The organism is Bacteroides sp. MSK.18.37 (assembly GCF_019129155.2).
Lineage (GTDB): Bacteria > Bacteroidota > Bacteroidia > Bacteroidales > Bacteroidaceae > Bacteroides > Bacteroides ovatus.
The window spans coordinates 965,530-980,875 of the sequence record NZ_JAHOIB020000001.1 but is presented as its reverse complement, the minus strand read 5'-3'; the positions used below and the strand labels follow the sequence as shown (position 1 = coordinate 980,875).

13 protein-coding genes and 2 tRNA genes are annotated in these 15,346 nt (G+C 42.7%); 3 read left to right on the top strand and 12 right to left on the bottom strand.

The genetic code is table 11. From position 1 onward, the window contains the following. The first annotated feature begins 28 nt into the window (after window positions 1–28). Window positions 29–679, top strand: a complete 651-nt coding sequence (locus tag KSX81_RS04270) for a DUF3256 family protein (protein WP_117513950.1) — start codon at window positions 29–31, stop codon at window positions 677–679. Here the strand turns inward: KSX81_RS04270 and KSX81_RS04265 are convergent. The 9 genes from KSX81_RS04265 to KSX81_RS04225 all read right to left on the bottom strand — a co-directional run bounded on the left by KSX81_RS04265 (window position 671) and on the right by KSX81_RS04225 (window position 10,796). Next, window positions 671–1,759 (bottom strand): phosphotransferase enzyme family protein, encoded by a 1,089-nt coding sequence (locus tag KSX81_RS04265; protein ID WP_004304572.1) that lies wholly within the window; start codon window positions 1,757–1,759, stop codon window positions 671–673. The two genes, KSX81_RS04270 and KSX81_RS04265, sit on opposite strands and share 9 nt — an antisense overlap. A gap of 30 nt (window positions 1,760–1,789) precedes the next feature. Next, on the bottom strand, window positions 1,790–5,131 hold the full coding sequence (locus KSX81_RS04260) for a glycoside hydrolase family 2 TIM barrel-domain containing protein (protein ID WP_373149848.1): 3,342 nt from the start codon (window positions 5,129–5,131) through the stop codon (window positions 1,790–1,792). A gap of 72 nt (window positions 5,132–5,203) precedes the next feature. Then, complete coding sequence (locus KSX81_RS04255; RefSeq protein WP_004301761.1) at window positions 5,204–6,094, bottom strand: YitT family protein; 891 nt, start codon at window positions 6,092–6,094, stop codon at window positions 5,204–5,206. A gap of 114 nt (window positions 6,095–6,208) precedes the next feature. Beyond that, window positions 6,209–7,618 carry a Gfo/Idh/MocA family protein gene (locus KSX81_RS04250; protein ID WP_004320893.1) on the bottom strand — a complete coding sequence of 470 codons (1,410 nt, stop codon included), beginning with the start codon at window positions 7,616–7,618 and terminating at the stop codon, window positions 6,209–6,211. A 306-nt stretch (window positions 7,619–7,924) separates the two neighbouring features. Continuing rightward, complete coding sequence (locus KSX81_RS04245) at window positions 7,925–9,184, bottom strand: Gfo/Idh/MocA family protein (protein WP_149938963.1); 1,260 nt, start codon at window positions 9,182–9,184, stop codon at window positions 7,925–7,927. Between the two features lie 63 nt (window positions 9,185–9,247). After that, window positions 9,248–9,320: transfer RNA gene (locus KSX81_RS04240), tRNA-Gly, on the bottom strand. 8 nt (window positions 9,321–9,328) lie between these two features. Next, window positions 9,329–9,411, bottom strand: a tRNA-Tyr gene (locus KSX81_RS04235). A 50-nt stretch (window positions 9,412–9,461) separates the two neighbouring features. Continuing rightward, a complete protein-coding gene (ribH, locus tag KSX81_RS04230; RefSeq protein WP_004301766.1) occupies window positions 9,462–9,956 on the bottom strand; it encodes a 6,7-dimethyl-8-ribityllumazine synthase in 495 nt (164 codons plus the stop codon). A gap of 156 nt (window positions 9,957–10,112) precedes the next feature. Next, a complete protein-coding gene (locus tag KSX81_RS04225; RefSeq protein ID WP_004301767.1) occupies window positions 10,113–10,796 on the bottom strand; it encodes a tetratricopeptide repeat protein in 684 nt (227 codons plus the stop codon). Window positions 10,797–10,956: 160 nt separating this feature from the next. On the opposite strand from KSX81_RS04225, the gene recF reads away from it, so the two are divergent. Next, a complete protein-coding gene (recF, locus tag KSX81_RS04220) occupies window positions 10,957–12,075 on the top strand; it encodes a DNA replication/repair protein RecF (RefSeq protein ID WP_004304578.1) in 1,119 nt (372 codons plus the stop codon). Then, window positions 12,062–12,349: a DUF721 domain-containing protein gene (locus tag KSX81_RS04215; protein ID WP_004304579.1), complete on the top strand. Its 288-nt coding sequence runs from the start codon at window positions 12,062–12,064 to the stop codon at window positions 12,347–12,349. Before recF ends, KSX81_RS04215 begins: the two co-directional genes overlap by 14 nt. Here the strand turns inward: KSX81_RS04215 and KSX81_RS04210 are convergent. Genes KSX81_RS04210 through KSX81_RS04200 form a run of 3 tightly spaced genes read right to left on the bottom strand, consistent with a single transcriptional unit; the run spans window position 12,336 to window position 15,328 of the window. Next, window positions 12,336–13,127 carry a histidinol-phosphatase gene (locus KSX81_RS04210; protein ID WP_004304580.1) on the bottom strand — a complete coding sequence of 264 codons (792 nt, stop codon included), beginning with the start codon at window positions 13,125–13,127 and terminating at the stop codon, window positions 12,336–12,338. The genes KSX81_RS04215 and KSX81_RS04210 overlap by 14 nt on opposite strands. Next, complete coding sequence (locus KSX81_RS04205; RefSeq protein WP_229096135.1) at window positions 13,072–13,599, bottom strand: 5-formyltetrahydrofolate cyclo-ligase; 528 nt, start codon at window positions 13,597–13,599, stop codon at window positions 13,072–13,074. Before KSX81_RS04205 ends, KSX81_RS04210 begins: the two co-directional genes overlap by 56 nt. After that, on the bottom strand, window positions 13,577–15,328 hold the full coding sequence (locus KSX81_RS04200) for a S41 family peptidase (RefSeq protein WP_118419005.1): 1,752 nt from the start codon (window positions 15,326–15,328) through the stop codon (window positions 13,577–13,579). Before KSX81_RS04200 ends, KSX81_RS04205 begins: the two co-directional genes overlap by 23 nt. Window positions 15,329–15,346 lie beyond the last annotated feature (18 nt).

The following is a 15,346-nucleotide window of genomic DNA, read 5'->3' as shown; positions in this document are numbered from 1 at the left end:
TGTTTGTCATAGGTTAAATAAGATAGATATGAAAATAAATAAACTTGTTATTACTATATTCTTCTCTGCTGTCGGACTTTTTGTTTCGACTGCTCTTCAGGCACAAGAGGCCAAAACGTTGTTTGTGAATATGCCGGATTCTCTAAGTCCCTTGCTTACAAAAGTGAATCGTGAAGATTGCATAGACTTTCTGGAAAGTAAGATGAAAGCGCAAGTAGAAAACCGTTTTGGCAAGAAGTCGGAGATGACTGATCTTGGTAAAGACTATATCCGTATGCAAATGTCAGTTCAATCGACCTGGCAGATGAAAGTGTTGGCATTAAATGATTCAACGAACGTAATCTGTACAGTCTCTACTGTTTGTGCTCCTGCCTGTGATAGCAGCATCCATTTCTATACGGACGACTGGAAACCGCTTACAACATCTCTCTTTATTACCCTGCCCCTGATGGATGATTTTCTGAATGCTCCCGATTCAGCAGGAGTTTATGAGTTTGATGAAGCACGCCGTTCGGCAGATATGCTATTGATGAAAGCCGATTTTAATAAAGAAAATACGGAACTGACACTTACGTTAACAACCCCCGACTATATGTCAAAAGAAACAGCAGAGAAACTGAAACCGTTTCTCCGCCGCCCTGTAGTCTACCATTGGAAAAATGGAGCATTCTCAATTTAATAAGCATTCGTTGATGAACGCTATCATTTCCGGTGTATTTGCTTCCACACTTTGAAGTAATTTGAATTGTGCTTTGGTGCGAACGAGGTTATGTTCCGGATATTTGATTTTATAATAAGTATCTCCGTTGATATAATCTGCCAGGAACCGTACACACTGCATGTATGGGAATAAAGCCGCCGCATAAGGAAGATTCTCAATCTCGATCTGAGTCAGGAATGATTTGGCTCCTTTCAGATAGCCCTTGGTAAATGCTTTGAATATTTCCATATTGAAGTTTACACGATCAAGGTCTTTGTCGTCTTCATCACCTGTGTTGGCACCTGTACGTAAGAAGTCACCATAATCGGAGAATATAAAGCTAGGCATTACCGTATCCAGATCAATGACACAAAGCACTTTACCATCCTCGTCGAACATCATGTTATTCACTTTCGTATCGCAATGGCAAACGCGTTTGGGAAGTTTCCCTTCACGATATAAACGTTCAGCCTTACACATTTCATCTGCGCGTTTCTCTATTTCATCCAGATAGTACTTCACTTCTGCTACCCGTCCGGCAGCATCCTTCGCAACGGCTTCATGTAGTTGTTTGAGACGGAACTCCATGTTGTGGAAATCGGGTATGGTTTCACCCAATGTTTCCGGAATATCGGCCAGCATAGCCTGGAAGTTACCGAAGGCTTCTCCTGCATAATTGGAATATTCGGGATTTACCGTCTCATACGTTTTTGCACGTGGGATGAATACCATCACACGCCAATAACTGTCACCGTCAAACCAGTATGTTTTACCTTCTTCTGTTTCGAGGAAACTCAACACCTTGCGGTCTATATCCGATTCTCCGGCTTCCGTCAGTTTCTTGCGAATGTGATTGGTAACAGCGCTAATATTGGATTGAAGCATTTCTACATTCTGGAAAATGGCATGATTGATGCGTTGCAAAACATAGTCGGGAGCATCTGCTTCTTTGGTGTTTACTTTATAAGTGTCGTTGATAAGTCCTGCACCCAAAGGTTTGATTTCTTCTATCGTACCTTGGACTTTAAATTTAGCTACGATGCTAGATAAATCTTTCATGTTTTTTTTCTTTAAAAATTTATACTAAGGTTATCGATAATCATATTTAGCAGCTTCGTTGGCCTGGTTAGCCGAGCGAACGGGTACTAATGTGAAGCCCCACTGGTAATCACGGTTAGCCGGGATCTGGTGGAAAGGTTCCGGGCGAGCACCCCAACTGTCATATCCGCCTACTCCTTGTTGCTTCATATCTACACAAACCTCAACGAAATCTCTGGGAGTGATGTCGTTGACATGATGCATTCTCCGTAATACGTTGCGGGCAGCGTTCTCATCGTGATTGGCAACCTCTTCCGGGCTGAAGTTATTCCATTGGTAAGGGTGGGGCAGAGCTTCTTCAGAGTCAAAGTCTTCGATAGAGTTGCGCAAGGCATTGAAACCGATAAGACTGTCCGCTACCAACACCAGGCCGTTTCCTGTATTAGGAGATAAAGCGATCCAACGGGTATCAGTGTGATGTCCGTTTTCCTGTGGACGCACATAGTTGAAGTACATTTGATCCGCTGTTGTCTTATATACGCCAACGAGCGTTCCGTGATTGCGGTCGATATAATTCTCTTCCGGGCCACGGCCAAAGTATTGTACATTGTTCATCTGTGCCGGCAAGCGGAAACGCACACCGATACGGGGGACTTCCAGTTTGGAGGCAGCCTTACGGGCAGCATCACTTCCGGGGGTAAATGTAGCCATGCGGGTAGCTTCGGAAACTTCTGTTTCTGTAGGCTGCATATCCGTTGATGTGAATTTGGCATTTACGTTAACTATTCCGTTCGGATAGATTTTGTAAGTGACAACATACAAGTTGCCGGCAGCCAGTAAGTAGGTTACATTTAAGGAGACTGCTTTATCTTCTGCTGTCATGGTGGCATCCGTTATGCGGAAGTTTTTGCTTGATTGTTTCCATACCTGCAAACGTTTAGGAGTGCTGTTACCATAGTCATTATCATTAGGAGCACGCCAGAAGTTAGGCTGAATACCAAATCCGTCTTTGAAATATTCTGTACCATCTACTTTATACGAGGTTACTAATCCGCTATTCTTGTTGAATACAAAGTTTACTTTGGAGGAAGAAACGATTAATTCATCTCCTTGAATCGTTGTTTTCAATGCCGGACCGTTTGCTTTATATATACTCTTCTCTGCCTGGATAGGAAGTTGGAACTGGTCGTATGCAATTTCATATCCGGTTGGAATCAACGGTTCAGGCTCTGTGGTTGTTACACTGAAGTTGACAAAATATTCTGTTCCCGGTTGGGCTTTCAGACCATTTACCGGTACGGTGAATTCTTTAGAGGCTTGCGGAGCAATATCCAAAGATACTTTTCCACCTTTTATTGTCTTTCCGTTAGCAAGTACATTGTAGTGAATCTGATATTTTTTCAGGTTAGTGAAATAGAAACGGTTGGTGATTTTGAATATACCGGCTGCGGCATCTACTGCTTCAAAACCTACATTCTGATGTACATATTTCACTTCAGCCATTGCCGGATGCGGACCACGATCCGGATTGACAAGACCGTTGCAGAGGAAGTTACCATCGCTAGGTGCGTCTACGCCGAAGTCACCTCCGTAGGCCCAGTATTCTCTTCCATTCTTATCTTTTTGGAGAAGACCTTGGTCTACCCAGTCCCAGATATATCCACCTTGGAGATTCGGATATTTGTAAATTGCCTGCCATTGTCCCCACAGGTTTCCCGTGGAGTTTCCCATGGCATGTGCATACTCCGAAGGAGCTACAGGACGGTCGCTACCATTCTTTCCGATATTTTCCAGCCAGTCGGCACCCGGATATTGCGGAACATACATATCGGAGTTCCATTCCCATTGAGCACGTTCGTAGTTGACCGGACGATCCATCAGATCTTTGTCTGCCTCTTTCAACCACAAATAAGTCTGATAGAAATTATATCCGTTTCCGGCTTCATTTCCCAGCGACCAGAATGTAACGCTCGGATAATTCTTATTACGTTCAAACATATTGATGGTACGATCCATGTGCGGTTTCAGCCATTCGGGATTGTTACCCAGTGAACCGCCTTTCCGGAGATCATAATACATTCCGTGGCTTTCCACGTTGGCTTCATCATATACATAAAGTCCGTATTCATCACAAAGCTCATAGAAACGGCGGTCTTGCGGATAGTGGCAAAGGCGTACACTGTTTAAGTTATGTTGTTTCATCAGTTCGAAGTCACGGCGCATTAAATCCTCTGTAACATAATGACCTGTTGACGGATTATGTTCGTGGATATTTACCCCTTTCAGTTTCAGAGGCTGACCGTTGATGAATAAGCAGACATACGGTTTTCCGTTAGCAGCCTTCTGTTCGATAGGCTTGATCTCAATCCGGCGGAATCCTACATTGAAAGGAATGATTTCATTGATTTTGCCATTCTCTTTTACTGTCATCAACAGTTTGTATAGATTCGGATGTTCGGAGGTCCATGTGCTGACATCTGTCAGATTCTTATCGAAAGAAAGTGTACGTACTTCGTTCGATGGAATATAGGCTGTCTTCTCTTCAGTAGCTACAACTTTTCCTTGTGCATCTAATAGTTCATAAACTAATGTAAGATTAGTTGCAGCCTTTTCGTGATTTCTCAAATCGACATTTAAACCGAAGATTCCATTTTTGTAACTGTCGTCCAGCGTAGACTTAATTCGGAAATCTTTGAGAGCTGCTTTAGGCTGTGAATACAGAAAAACATCGCGTTCAATACCACTCATACGCCAGAAGTCTTGACATTCAAGATAGGAACCGGTGCTCCAACGGAGAATTTTAACTGTAAGTACGTTCTTTCCCGGCTTCACGTAATTGTTGATAAGAAATTCTGCCGGATTCTTGGAGTCTTCGCTATATCCTACTTCTTGTCCGTTGATATATACATATACGCCGGACTTAGCTCCTGCCAAATGCAAGTAGATATCCCGCCCGTCCCAGTCTGCCGGAATATCGATGTCCCGGCGATAAACTCCTACCGGATTGGCTTCGGGAAGAGTAGGAGGTTGTGGATTGCGCGGTTTGAATTCATAACCATGATTGGTGTAGATGGCTATTCCGTGTCCTTGTACTTCCCAGTTGCCGGGCACCTGAATATCATCCCACGAATCTGTATTGGTGTTCGGATCGGTAATGTTTTCGGGAAGTTTTTTATAAGAGTCTACAAAGTAGAATTTCCAGGTTCCGTTCAGCAAGCGGTAATACTTGCTTCGTTCGAACTTGCCACTCAAGGCATCAGCGCGATTGTTGTATGTCATAAAAGAAGTACGTGGATACTCTTTGTTAACTTCAACTACCTGCACGTCCTGCCAATAAGGTTTCACGGCTTTCTCAGCCATTGTACTAAGTGTTGTCAGGGAAAATATTCCCATGAAAATGCCTGTTAATAAGTTGGGGGTTGGTCGAAATTTCATGTTTCTCAATATTGGTTTTTCATTTCTTTTTTATTTTACTTTAATATGATCGAATCCTTCTCCATATACTCCAATGACAGCACTTTGCGATACAAATGCATTCGGGTCTATGTCTTTTATTAACCGGAAGATGATAGGCGATTCCCTTTTCTTGGCTAATACAAACATCATCTTAACTTCTCGTCCTGTATAAAAGCCGGTTGCATTGATAATCGTTACTCCCCGGTGTGGGTATTCGTTAATATGCCGTCCTATTTCTTCATATTTGTTGGATATGATAAAGAACTGTACGGATTGACGGGCGCTATTCACTACCTGGTCGAGAACGAAACTACAAATATAAAGAGTTACAAACCCATACACCACTTTTTCCCAGTCTTTTAAGACAAAATAACTGGAAGAAATGATAATCATATCGCAGATGAGCACGACTCTTCCTAATGTGATGTCCCGGTATTTGTTGATGATGGCTGCAATAATATCTGTACCTCCCGTACTTCCATTAGCCGAAAAAGCAACACCTATGCCGCCTCCACAGAAGGATGCTCCGATGACACATGCCATAAAGGGCTGGTCGTGGAGAAGCCCGAAACCTGCCGTCAATTTTTGAATGACGGACAGAAAGAAGGTGAGGGTAAATACACCAAAAATAGTTTTGATGCAAAACTTTAGTCCCAGCAACTTGAGGGCCAGTAGTAGCAAGAAGAAGTTGATGCTGAAGTACGTATATTGTACCGGAAAACCTGTGGCCCAATATACGATAGAAGCAATACCCGGTACTCCCCCGGTGGTGATATCGTTAGGCAACAGAAAAACGGTCCAACCGATACCATACAAAATCATGCCGATGGCAATCATTACATAATCTCTGGCTTCACGGATAATGCTTTGCTTAGAAGGCTTTGGAATAGCTGTTTTCATAAACGTGATTATGATAATCTATAAAATGTTCAAACACGAACCCATGAATAATCCGGCTTTAGAGGAGAAGCCGGATTGGTTCATTATGCTCGTGCTAAAAGGAAATATGCTGTTTTATTTTGCAAAAGCGTGACGGTAGCCTTGTACTTTATTCCATCCGCCGCGAGTGAAGTCGGGTACTTCTACCGGAGCTGAATTGTTCTCGATAGAAAGTCTGGTAAGTTCAGCCATGCAACACCATTCTGCCAGGTCATAAACGTCCATATCCAATGGCAGTCCATTCTGCAAGCAATATGCCAGACGGTAGTCCATGATAAAGTCCATACCACCATGTCCACCTACTTTCTTGGCTGTTTCTTCCAACTCTATATGAATAGGATCTTTATATTTATCCATCAAGGCTTTTTTTACGTTTTCAGGTACAGAACCATGTGCATTCAGATTCTCATGATTAGGCACATCTTTTGAATCAACTTGTGAAGGTCGCAGGCAATATTCTTCAATCGGATATTTGCTTGCGTAACCATCGGCTCCCACTATCTGATACATACGGCTGTATGGGCGTGGAGTCATTACGTTGTGCTGAATCAACATTGTTTTACCGTTCTCTGTGCGAATCAGGGTAGAAGTCTGGTCACCATTCTGGAAGTCAGTCACCTCTTCTCCTGTTTGTTTCTTAATATAAGCCGGTCCGTTGACAGCTTTCGTATCCATCGATACCAATGTTTTCATGCGGTCACCACGGTGGATATTAAGTACCTGACAAGCAGGGCCCATGCCATGGGTAGCATATACATCACCGCGGTGTAGATGATTATAATCCATTCGCCAGTTATTCCAGTATTCAGGCCAGAAATCTTCCAGATTATGGATATATGAACCTTCTACATGAAGTACTTCTCCGAATACGCCTTGTTGTGCCATATTTAAAGAAGTCAGTTCAAAGAAGTCATATACGCAGTTTTCGAGCTGCATACAATGCTTACGTGTCTTTTCGGAAGTATTGATTAGCTGCCAGATTTCATCCAGTGTCATGGCGGCAGGAACTTCGATAGCTACATGCTTACCGTGTTCCATGGCATAAACACCCATTGCTGCATGATGTTTCCAGTCGGTGGCTATGTATACCAGATCAATATCGTCCCGTTCACAAAGTTGCTTCCATGCCTCTTCCGAGCCACTGTAAGAAGCAACTTCAGGAAGTCCGGCATTCTTCAAAATTTCTTGTGATTTTTCAACACGTTCGGGAAGCAGGTCGCATAATGCTACAATCTTAGTTCCCGGGATATGGGTCCAGCGTACCACGGCACCAGGACCACGCATTCCTAATCCGATGAAACCGACACGAACGGTATCAATTTTAGGAGTAACGAGTTGGATTACATCTTCTTGTCCGGCAGGGCGGGCAGGAGTTTCTACTTTGATAGGAGTAAAGGCTTCGGGAGCCTTTGGTTGTAGAGTACAACTGGTGTGCCAAGTTAACAAAGCCAAGCCGATAGCCGTGACTGTAAATAGTTTCTTCATCATATTTTAAAGTTTTTAATAGGGGTTATTCGATGTTTTTCATTTACGTGTCAAAAATAGTAATTAATTAGCCAACTATTTATATTTATAATCGATATTTTCATCATAAAAGTTTCTATTATGAGGTAAAAGATGAGTCTGACTTTTTCTACCTGATTTTGTGTAGGCTTATGTGATGTCAAATACATATAAAAGACATGCCATAAAAAGGCTCTTCCTAAAAAGAAGTCACCTTTTTAGAATTGCTTAACGTTTACTGCTCCTGTTGGGGTAAACTACCTACTTCGTCTGTACTTCTGATAGAACCTAGTATTTGTATTTTTTCCAGGCTCCCCTGGTGAAATCCGGTATTTCTACTGCCATGCTCTTATTCAGTACAGATTTTTCACTTAGTTCTGTGATACACGACCATTCGGCTGCATCGTATACATCCATATCCAGTGGAAGCCCGTTGCGCAGACAATGAATAAGGCGGTAATCCATAACATAATTCATTTCATTGGGTAGGCCTCTGCGATGTGCTTCTTCGCCAATGGTTGCGTTAAAAGGATGTTTATAGCGTGCCATCATTTTTTCTAGCAGTTCTCCTTCAAGTGGAGTGTCTCCATTAGGATCTAGGGCGATACAGGGGACAGGGTATTTTTGGGCGAATCCCAGTGTGCCGCATACTGTTTGAAGGCGGCTGTAAGGACGTGGGGTGGATATGTCGTATTGAAGCATGATTGTCTTCCCTTTGAGCGTGTGGATAAGAGTGGTGTTTACGTCTCCCAATTGATATTTCTGGTGGGCTTCCGGTGAATATTCGCCGAATAGTCTGCGGGCATACTCGCTCATTCCTGCCTGATGAGTAGACATGGACACGAGATATTCCATTCTGTCACTGCGATGAATATCCAGTATCTGGCAGGCGGGGCCCAACCCATGAGTGGGATAAGGGTTGCCTGTATGTTCGATGCTGTATCTTTTTCCCCAATGGTTGTGATAGCCGCCTTCGCTCTCTTCGGCAAAGTACATTGAACGAAGATCGTGAATGTAGGTTCCTTCTACATGCATGATTTCTCCGAACAATCCTCGTTGGGCCATGTTGAGAGTCATTAGTGCAAAGGGATCATAACAACAATTTTCGAGCATGATGCAGTGTCGCCTGGTTTTTTCTGCAGTGTCTACCAATTGCCAACATTCTTCCACGCTCATAGCAGCCGGAACTTCAATAGCTACATGTTTATTGCATTCCATTGCGAAAGTTGCCATTGGAGTATGCATTAACCAGTCGGTGCAGATGAATATTAAATCTACTTCATCCGATTCGCACATCTTCTTCCATCCCTCCACTCCGGTATATCCGGTGGCTTCGGAACGGTCGGCTTCTTTTAATAGTTGTTGGGCCTTACTTAGATTTCCTTCTCTTATTTCACAAAGAGCTTTGATTTCTACTCCTTCAATTTGCAGATAACGTTGTAAGGTGAGCAATCCTCGATTGCCCAGTCCTATAATCCCGATGTGGACAGTGGGGATAGGGGGATGTGCTAGTCGGAGTACATGCGATTGTACCGGAGAATTTTTCATAAGCTTAGCGGTCTAAAATAAAACAAAAAAAAGAGAATCTAATTTCTCAGATTCTCTTTGGAGAGCGGAAGACGGGGCTCAAACCCGCGACCCTCAGCTTGGAAGGCTAATGCTCTATCAACTGAGCTACTTCCGCAATTTTTGTGGGCAAAGATGGATTCGAACCACCGAAGTCGAAAGACAGCAGATTTACAGTCTGCCCCATTTGGCCACTCTGGTATTTGCCCTTTTTTGCTTTTGAGGAGGTTTGTTTCTCAATTGCGGTGCAAAGATACAACTATTTATTTAAACTCCAAACAAAATCGATCATTTTTATTGCAGTAATTGCACATTCATCTCCTTTGTTACCCAGTTTGCCACCGGCACGATCCTCTGCTTGCTCCATTGTATTTGTGGTAATTAATCCGTAAATAACTGGTATATCGCCAGTTGCGTTTAATTCGGTAATTCCTTGGGTTGCTCCCATGCAAACATAATCAAAATGTGGGGTATCTCCTTTAATTACGCAACCAATTGCAATAATTGCATCAAGATCGCAATTTTCCATCATTTGGTTGGCTCCAAAAGTAAGTTCGAAACTTCCCGGTACAGTTTTCACCAGAATATTTTCGTCTTTTGCTCCATGTTTTTTTAATGTATCGACTGCGCCTTTCAGTAAAGCACCGGTAATATTGAAATTCCATTCGGATACGACGATACCAAATTTCATTGCTTCTGCATTCGGAACGGAATTGAAATCATATTCGGATAAGTTATGGTAAGCTGTTGCCATAGTTAATTAAAAGTTGAGAATTATAAAATGAAGATTTGAGAGTATGAGAGATTTAAGAAGAAAGGCACGGATTTCACGGATTCCACGGTTTTAATAGATAGTCCGCTTAATCCGGTGTAATCCGTGCCTCGATTTCCTTATATAATAGATGGTATATTATTTTTTCATCAATTTAGCTTGCTCGATATATTTGTCGATGTCCATAGCCTGATAAGATTGGAAATATTTATCCTTGATCTTAGTGTAAGCGTTTACAGCATCGTCATATTTTCCCTGTTTTACCAGGATTTCACCAGCTTGTATCAGGAAGATCGGGCTTAATGTGTTGTTGTCAGCTTTGTCTGCTGCCGACAATAAAGTAGAAGCCGCTTTGTCTAATTGGCCAAGTTGTGCGTAGCAGTTACCTGCAGCACCCAAAATTGCCGGAGCAACCATTTGGTCTTTTCCATTGAAGCTGTCCAGCATCTTCACTGCTTCTTCATATTTGCCAAGTTGTGCGTAGCAAATACCAGCATAAGCTTTTGCCAAATTGGCAGCTTTTGTTCCGCTGTAGTCATCAGCAACTTTCAGGAAACCTGTATAACCGATGCTGTCACCGTTCAAAGCCTGTTCAAAAGCATCCTGTTCAAAGTATTCCTGTCCTTTGAAAAGAGCTGCCTGTGCTTTTTCTTCACGTGGTTCAGCATAGAGGTTTTTGTACATGATAAAACCTGCTACAATAATAATCACAGCAACAACACCGCCAATAATTGCGTTTTTGTACTTGATAAGAAATGCTTCCGATTGTGTCAGTGCATCTTCTACGTTCAGATGTTCGTTCTGATTCTTTTGTTCTGCCATTTTATATGATTCTTTTTGTTATTATTCACAGTTTGATATTTCGACTCGCAAAAGTAGTTTTTTTATATCTACAAACGAAATTTAGAAGCATCTTTTTTTGTTTTACACCCGAAAACCGCGAAAATCTTGCTACTTTTGTGAACAAATTAACGTGTACACAATGATACTGAAACGAATATCCATATTAAACTATAAGAATCTGGAAGAGGTAGAGCTGGGATTCTCTGCTAAGCTGAATTGTTTTTTCGGACTGAATGGAATGGGAAAGACGAATTTGTTGGATGCGGTGTATTTTTTGTCTTTCTGTAAGAGCTCCGGAAACCCGATTGATTCTCAAAATATTCGTCATGAACAAGATTTTTTCGTGATTCAGGGCTTTTATGAAGCGGAGGACGGAACTCCTGAAGAGATTTATTGTGGGATGAAACGCCGTTCGAAGAAACAATTTAAACGGAACAAGAAAGAATATAGCCGTTTTTCGGACCACATCGGTTTTCTGCCTTTGGTGATGGTATCGCCTGCCGATTCCGAATTGATAGCCGGGGGAAGTGAGGAACGTCGTCGGTTTATGGATGTAGTGATTTCGCAGTATGATAAGGAATATCTTGAAGCGCTGATACGGTACAATAAAGCATTGGTGCAGCGTAACACATTGTTGAAGAGTGAGCTTCCGGTGGAGGAGGAGCTGTTTCTTGTATGGGAGGAGATGATGGCGCAAGCCGGTGCAATCGTATTCCAGAAACGTGAAGCGTTTATCCGGGAGTTTATTCCTATTTTCCAATCTTTCTATTCCTTTATCTCGCAGGATAAAGAGGTGGTGGGATTATCTTATGAGTCTCATGCGCGGGATGCATCTTTGTTGGAAGTGTTGAAGCAAAGCAGGGAGAGGGATAAGATAATGGGATTCTCTTTGCGCGGGATTCATAAAGATGAGTTGAATATGTTGTTGGGTGAATTCCCGATAAAGAAAGAAGGTTCGCAGGGACAGAACAAAACGTATCTGGTAGCATTGAAACTGGCGCAGTTTGATTTCTTGAAGCGTACCGGTCGGACTGTTCCTTTATTATTATTAGATGATATTTTCGATAAGTTGGATGCTTCCCGTGTAGAGCAAATAGTGAAGCTGGTGGCTGGAGATAATTTCGGGCAGATATTTATAACGGATACGAACCGGGGACATCTAGATCGTATTTTACATAAGGTAGGCAGCGATTATAAAATATTTCGTGTAGAAGAGGGTACAATTCAAGAAACGGAGGCTGATAATGAAGCGCAATGATGCCGAACAAATAGGAAAACTGATTCAACAGTTTCTTCGTCAGGAGAGTTTGGAATCTCCGCTGAACGAACAAAGACTGCTGGATGCCTGGCCTCAAATCTTGGGACCGGCGGCAGCTTATACCAGCAATCTTTATATTCGTAATCAGACATTATATGTGCATCTGACTTCCGCAGCTCTTCGTCAGGAATTGATGATGGGGCGTGAGGTATTGATACGCACGCTGAATCAGAGAGTCGGAGCTACCGTAATTACAAATATTATTTTTCGTTGAGGAAAGATATTCTGTCTATGACCTTTATGCCTAGCTTCCGGAGTGTTTCAGTTGCACGGTCGTAATAAAAAGAATTTTCCAAATATTGATTGTTATGAGCGTCTACGCCGATGATAGCGGTGCAACCTTCATGGGCGGCTATTTTCCAGAAATCCGGATGAGGAATGGTAGTAATGCCATGAATATCATTGTACTCTTCATATCCGATATTATATTCCAACGGTAAGTTTAACCGTACTGCCGTCCGGCAGATATGTCTGCTTACCAGCTTACAGTGACGATCGAACTCGGGATAAGAACGCATAAATAAATCCGGATGGGCAAGGTAGGCAAATAGTCCGCTTTCCATTCCTTCAATAGCGCTCTCTTCATAGAGTTCGAGCATGTCTACCGAATCTGTATTCCGGCCGAAGTAGGGGAACTTCTCATCTGTGTGAAAATGGTGATTTCCAAAGATGATATAGTCCAGTTTATATTCTTTGATGATTCCTTTTAACCAGTGTATGTATTCAGGAAAGTATTCGCATTCCAATCCTATTTTTATGCTGATTTGATTTTTATATTTCTCTTGCAGCGAACGGATGCTTTCCACATATCCCGGTAATTCTTCAGGAAGCATCCGGATGTCGGATATATAATCAGTGTGATATTTCCACGGAGTGTGGTCGGAAAAGCCTAATTCTTGATAGCCGCCTTTGATGGCACTTAAAACAAATTCTTCGTCACTCCCTGTCGCATGATGGCAGCGGGTGGTGTGGGTGTGATAATTCGTCTTCATTGATTGTTATGATTATATCCATGCGGATGTCGAATGATTCCGCCGGAACTTCTTTTACTAATTGAAACGGGAAACAGATTCCTGCTTTATAGGCTGATGGTATGCGTGGCAGGAGACGGTCATAATATCCTTTTCCCCGTCCCAAACGGTTACCTTTAGCATCGAAAGCTACTCCGGGGACGACGATGAAGTCTATGTCCGCATAGTCTGTGAATATTTCTCCGGTTGGTTCTGCTATACCGTAGATACCGCTGATTGACATGTCTTCCGGTCCGGTGTACATCCGTAGTTCTAAATCATCGCCTACTACTACAGGGAGTAGAATCCGCTTTTCGCTACTCCATTTTTGAATAAAGGCATGTGTATCTACTTCGTCATTCAGCGAATGGTATAGTAATACTGTATTTGCCGCCCTGAAAGCCGGATGGGCTTCAAGGGCGGCAAGTATGTTAGCTGATTGCAGCTTTCGCATAGTTGAATCCGCGTGTTGGGTCTTCAGTAATGCTATATGCTTGCGCAGTTCTTTTTTTCTTTCCATCTTTTTTATCCTTCGTCACTTCTTCCTCTTCAACGGCTACCGGAGCTTTGGGAAAAGCTTCTCCTTTTTCAAGTATCTCAATACCTTTAAGGACAGTGGCATCTGTCTTGTTGAAGTATTGGAGATAAGCTTCCAGTCCAAGCATGTTGTAGATGATATTGCCGAAGAGGTTCTTTTCCAATAGTTTATATGATTTCTGAATGAGGATATTTCTTCTTTTCACTCCTTTACTGTCGGCAAAACGGACAAACTGTTCCACCAAACCCTGATGGCGGAGATAATTCAGTAGTTCTTCCTCTGTTTCGTATTGGCTTAACTTCTTCCGATTGTTGTCGGTGTACTGGAATGCGAACTGGGCATTTACTCCCCGGCTAATAACTGTTGAAAGGTAGGAAGTGACTCCCGTTGTGTCTTGTGGTACGAATATATCCGGCATAATGCCACCACCACCATATACGGTACGTCCCAAACTTGTATTATATCGTTCGCTTTCATTTAGTTTGATGCTGTCACGGGAGAAGAATTCTCCATGTTCGTAACGGTTATATATATCTAACTCGTAGTTGCGGTCTTTACCACTTTCGTATGGGCGTTGGATACAACGTCCGGAGGGAGTGTAGTAGCGGGCGATTGTCAGACGGATAGCCGAACCATCACTGAAATCGATAGGCTGTTGCACAAGTCCCTTACCGAAAGAACGGCGTCCTACAACTGTTCCCCGGTCATTGTCCTGGATAGCTCCGGTGAAGATTTCACTGGCAGAAGCAGAACTTTCGTTTATCAATACGACAAGTGGCATTTTCTGACAACTACCTGTACCGTTAGCAAATTCTTCAGCACGTGGATATTTACGGCCTTGAGTATATACAATCAGCTTGCCTTCAGGTAGGAATTCATTTACCATGCGGATGGCAGCTTCCATATATCCTCCGGTATTATCGCGTAGGTCAATGATCAGGCCTTTACATTTCTTATGGTTGAGTTGTGCCAGTGCATTGAGCAATTCTACATGGCTGGTACGTCCGAATTTGCTGACTTTTACGTAACCGATGTCGTCATTCAACATATACGCAGCATCTACGGTATTTTGAGGAATATCTCCACGTGTGATGTTGAAGTGTAATAAGTCCTTTTCTCCTGTTCGTTTGATTCCCAATTTTACCTGTGAGCCTTTCGGACCTTTCAAGGTGCGCATAGCCCGTTCGTTCGTTACTTTCTTGCCCACAAACAAGCTGTCGTCTACAGTAACAATACGGTCGCCCGCCATTAATCCTATTTTTTCAGAAGGCCCCCCCTGAACAACTGCATTTACATGAATGGTGTCATTCTGTATGGTAAACTGGATACCAATTCCGCTAAAGCTACCTTCCAGTTCAGAGTTGACCTCTTCGAGATTTTGGGCTGGGATATAAGTAGAATGCGGATCCAGTTCGGCCAGAATTTGCGGCATGGCTTTTTCCACCAAATCCGTCATGTTTACGGTGTCGACATATTGATCGTCTACAATGCGTAACAAGGCGTTTAGCTTATTGGAGGAACCGTTGATGATACCCAAACGGTTGCCGGCAAAATGCTTGGCATAAAATGTTCCGATAAGAATCCCGACTACCACACTGATTGCTATGATGACAGGTGTAAAACGTGAAGAGTTTTTTGTACTCATGTCTATTCCTTTTTAAAA

Coding starts and splice junctions, on each gene's coding strand:
- KSX81_RS04205 (WP_229096135.1), bottom strand. CDS start 13,599: ATGCGAAAGCTGCAATCAGCTAACATACTTGCCGCCCTTGAAGCCCAT.
- KSX81_RS04255 (WP_004301761.1), bottom strand. CDS start 6,094: ATGAAAACAGCTATTCCAAAGCCTTCTAAGCAAAGCATTATCCGTGAA.
- KSX81_RS04260 (WP_373149848.1), bottom strand. CDS start 5,131: ATGGGAATATTTTCCCTGACAACACTTAGTACAATGGCTGAGAAAGCC.
- KSX81_RS04265 (WP_004304572.1), bottom strand. CDS start 1,759: ATGAAAGATTTATCTAGCATCGTAGCTAAATTTAAAGTCCAAGGTACG.
- KSX81_RS04200 (WP_118419005.1), bottom strand. CDS start 15,328: ATGAGTACAAAAAACTCTTCACGTTTTACACCTGTCATCATAGCAATC.
- KSX81_RS04250 (WP_004320893.1), bottom strand. CDS start 7,618: ATGAAGAAACTATTTACAGTCACGGCTATCGGCTTGGCTTTGTTAACT.
- KSX81_RS04210 (WP_004304580.1), bottom strand. CDS start 13,127: ATGAAGACGAATTATCACACCCACACCACCCGCTGCCATCATGCGACA.
- KSX81_RS04270 (WP_117513950.1), top strand. CDS start 29: ATGAAAATAAATAAACTTGTTATTACTATATTCTTCTCTGCTGTCGGA.
- KSX81_RS04215 (WP_004304579.1), top strand. CDS start 12,062: ATGAAGCGCAATGATGCCGAACAAATAGGAAAACTGATTCAACAGTTT.
- recF (WP_004304578.1), top strand. CDS start 10,957: ATGATACTGAAACGAATATCCATATTAAACTATAAGAATCTGGAAGAG.
- KSX81_RS04225 (WP_004301767.1), bottom strand. CDS start 10,796: ATGGCAGAACAAAAGAATCAGAACGAACATCTGAACGTAGAAGATGCA.
- ribH (WP_004301766.1), bottom strand. CDS start 9,956: ATGGCAACAGCTTACCATAACTTATCCGAATATGATTTCAATTCCGTT.
- KSX81_RS04245 (WP_149938963.1), bottom strand. CDS start 9,184: ATGAAAAATTCTCCGGTACAATCGCATGTACTCCGACTAGCACATCCC.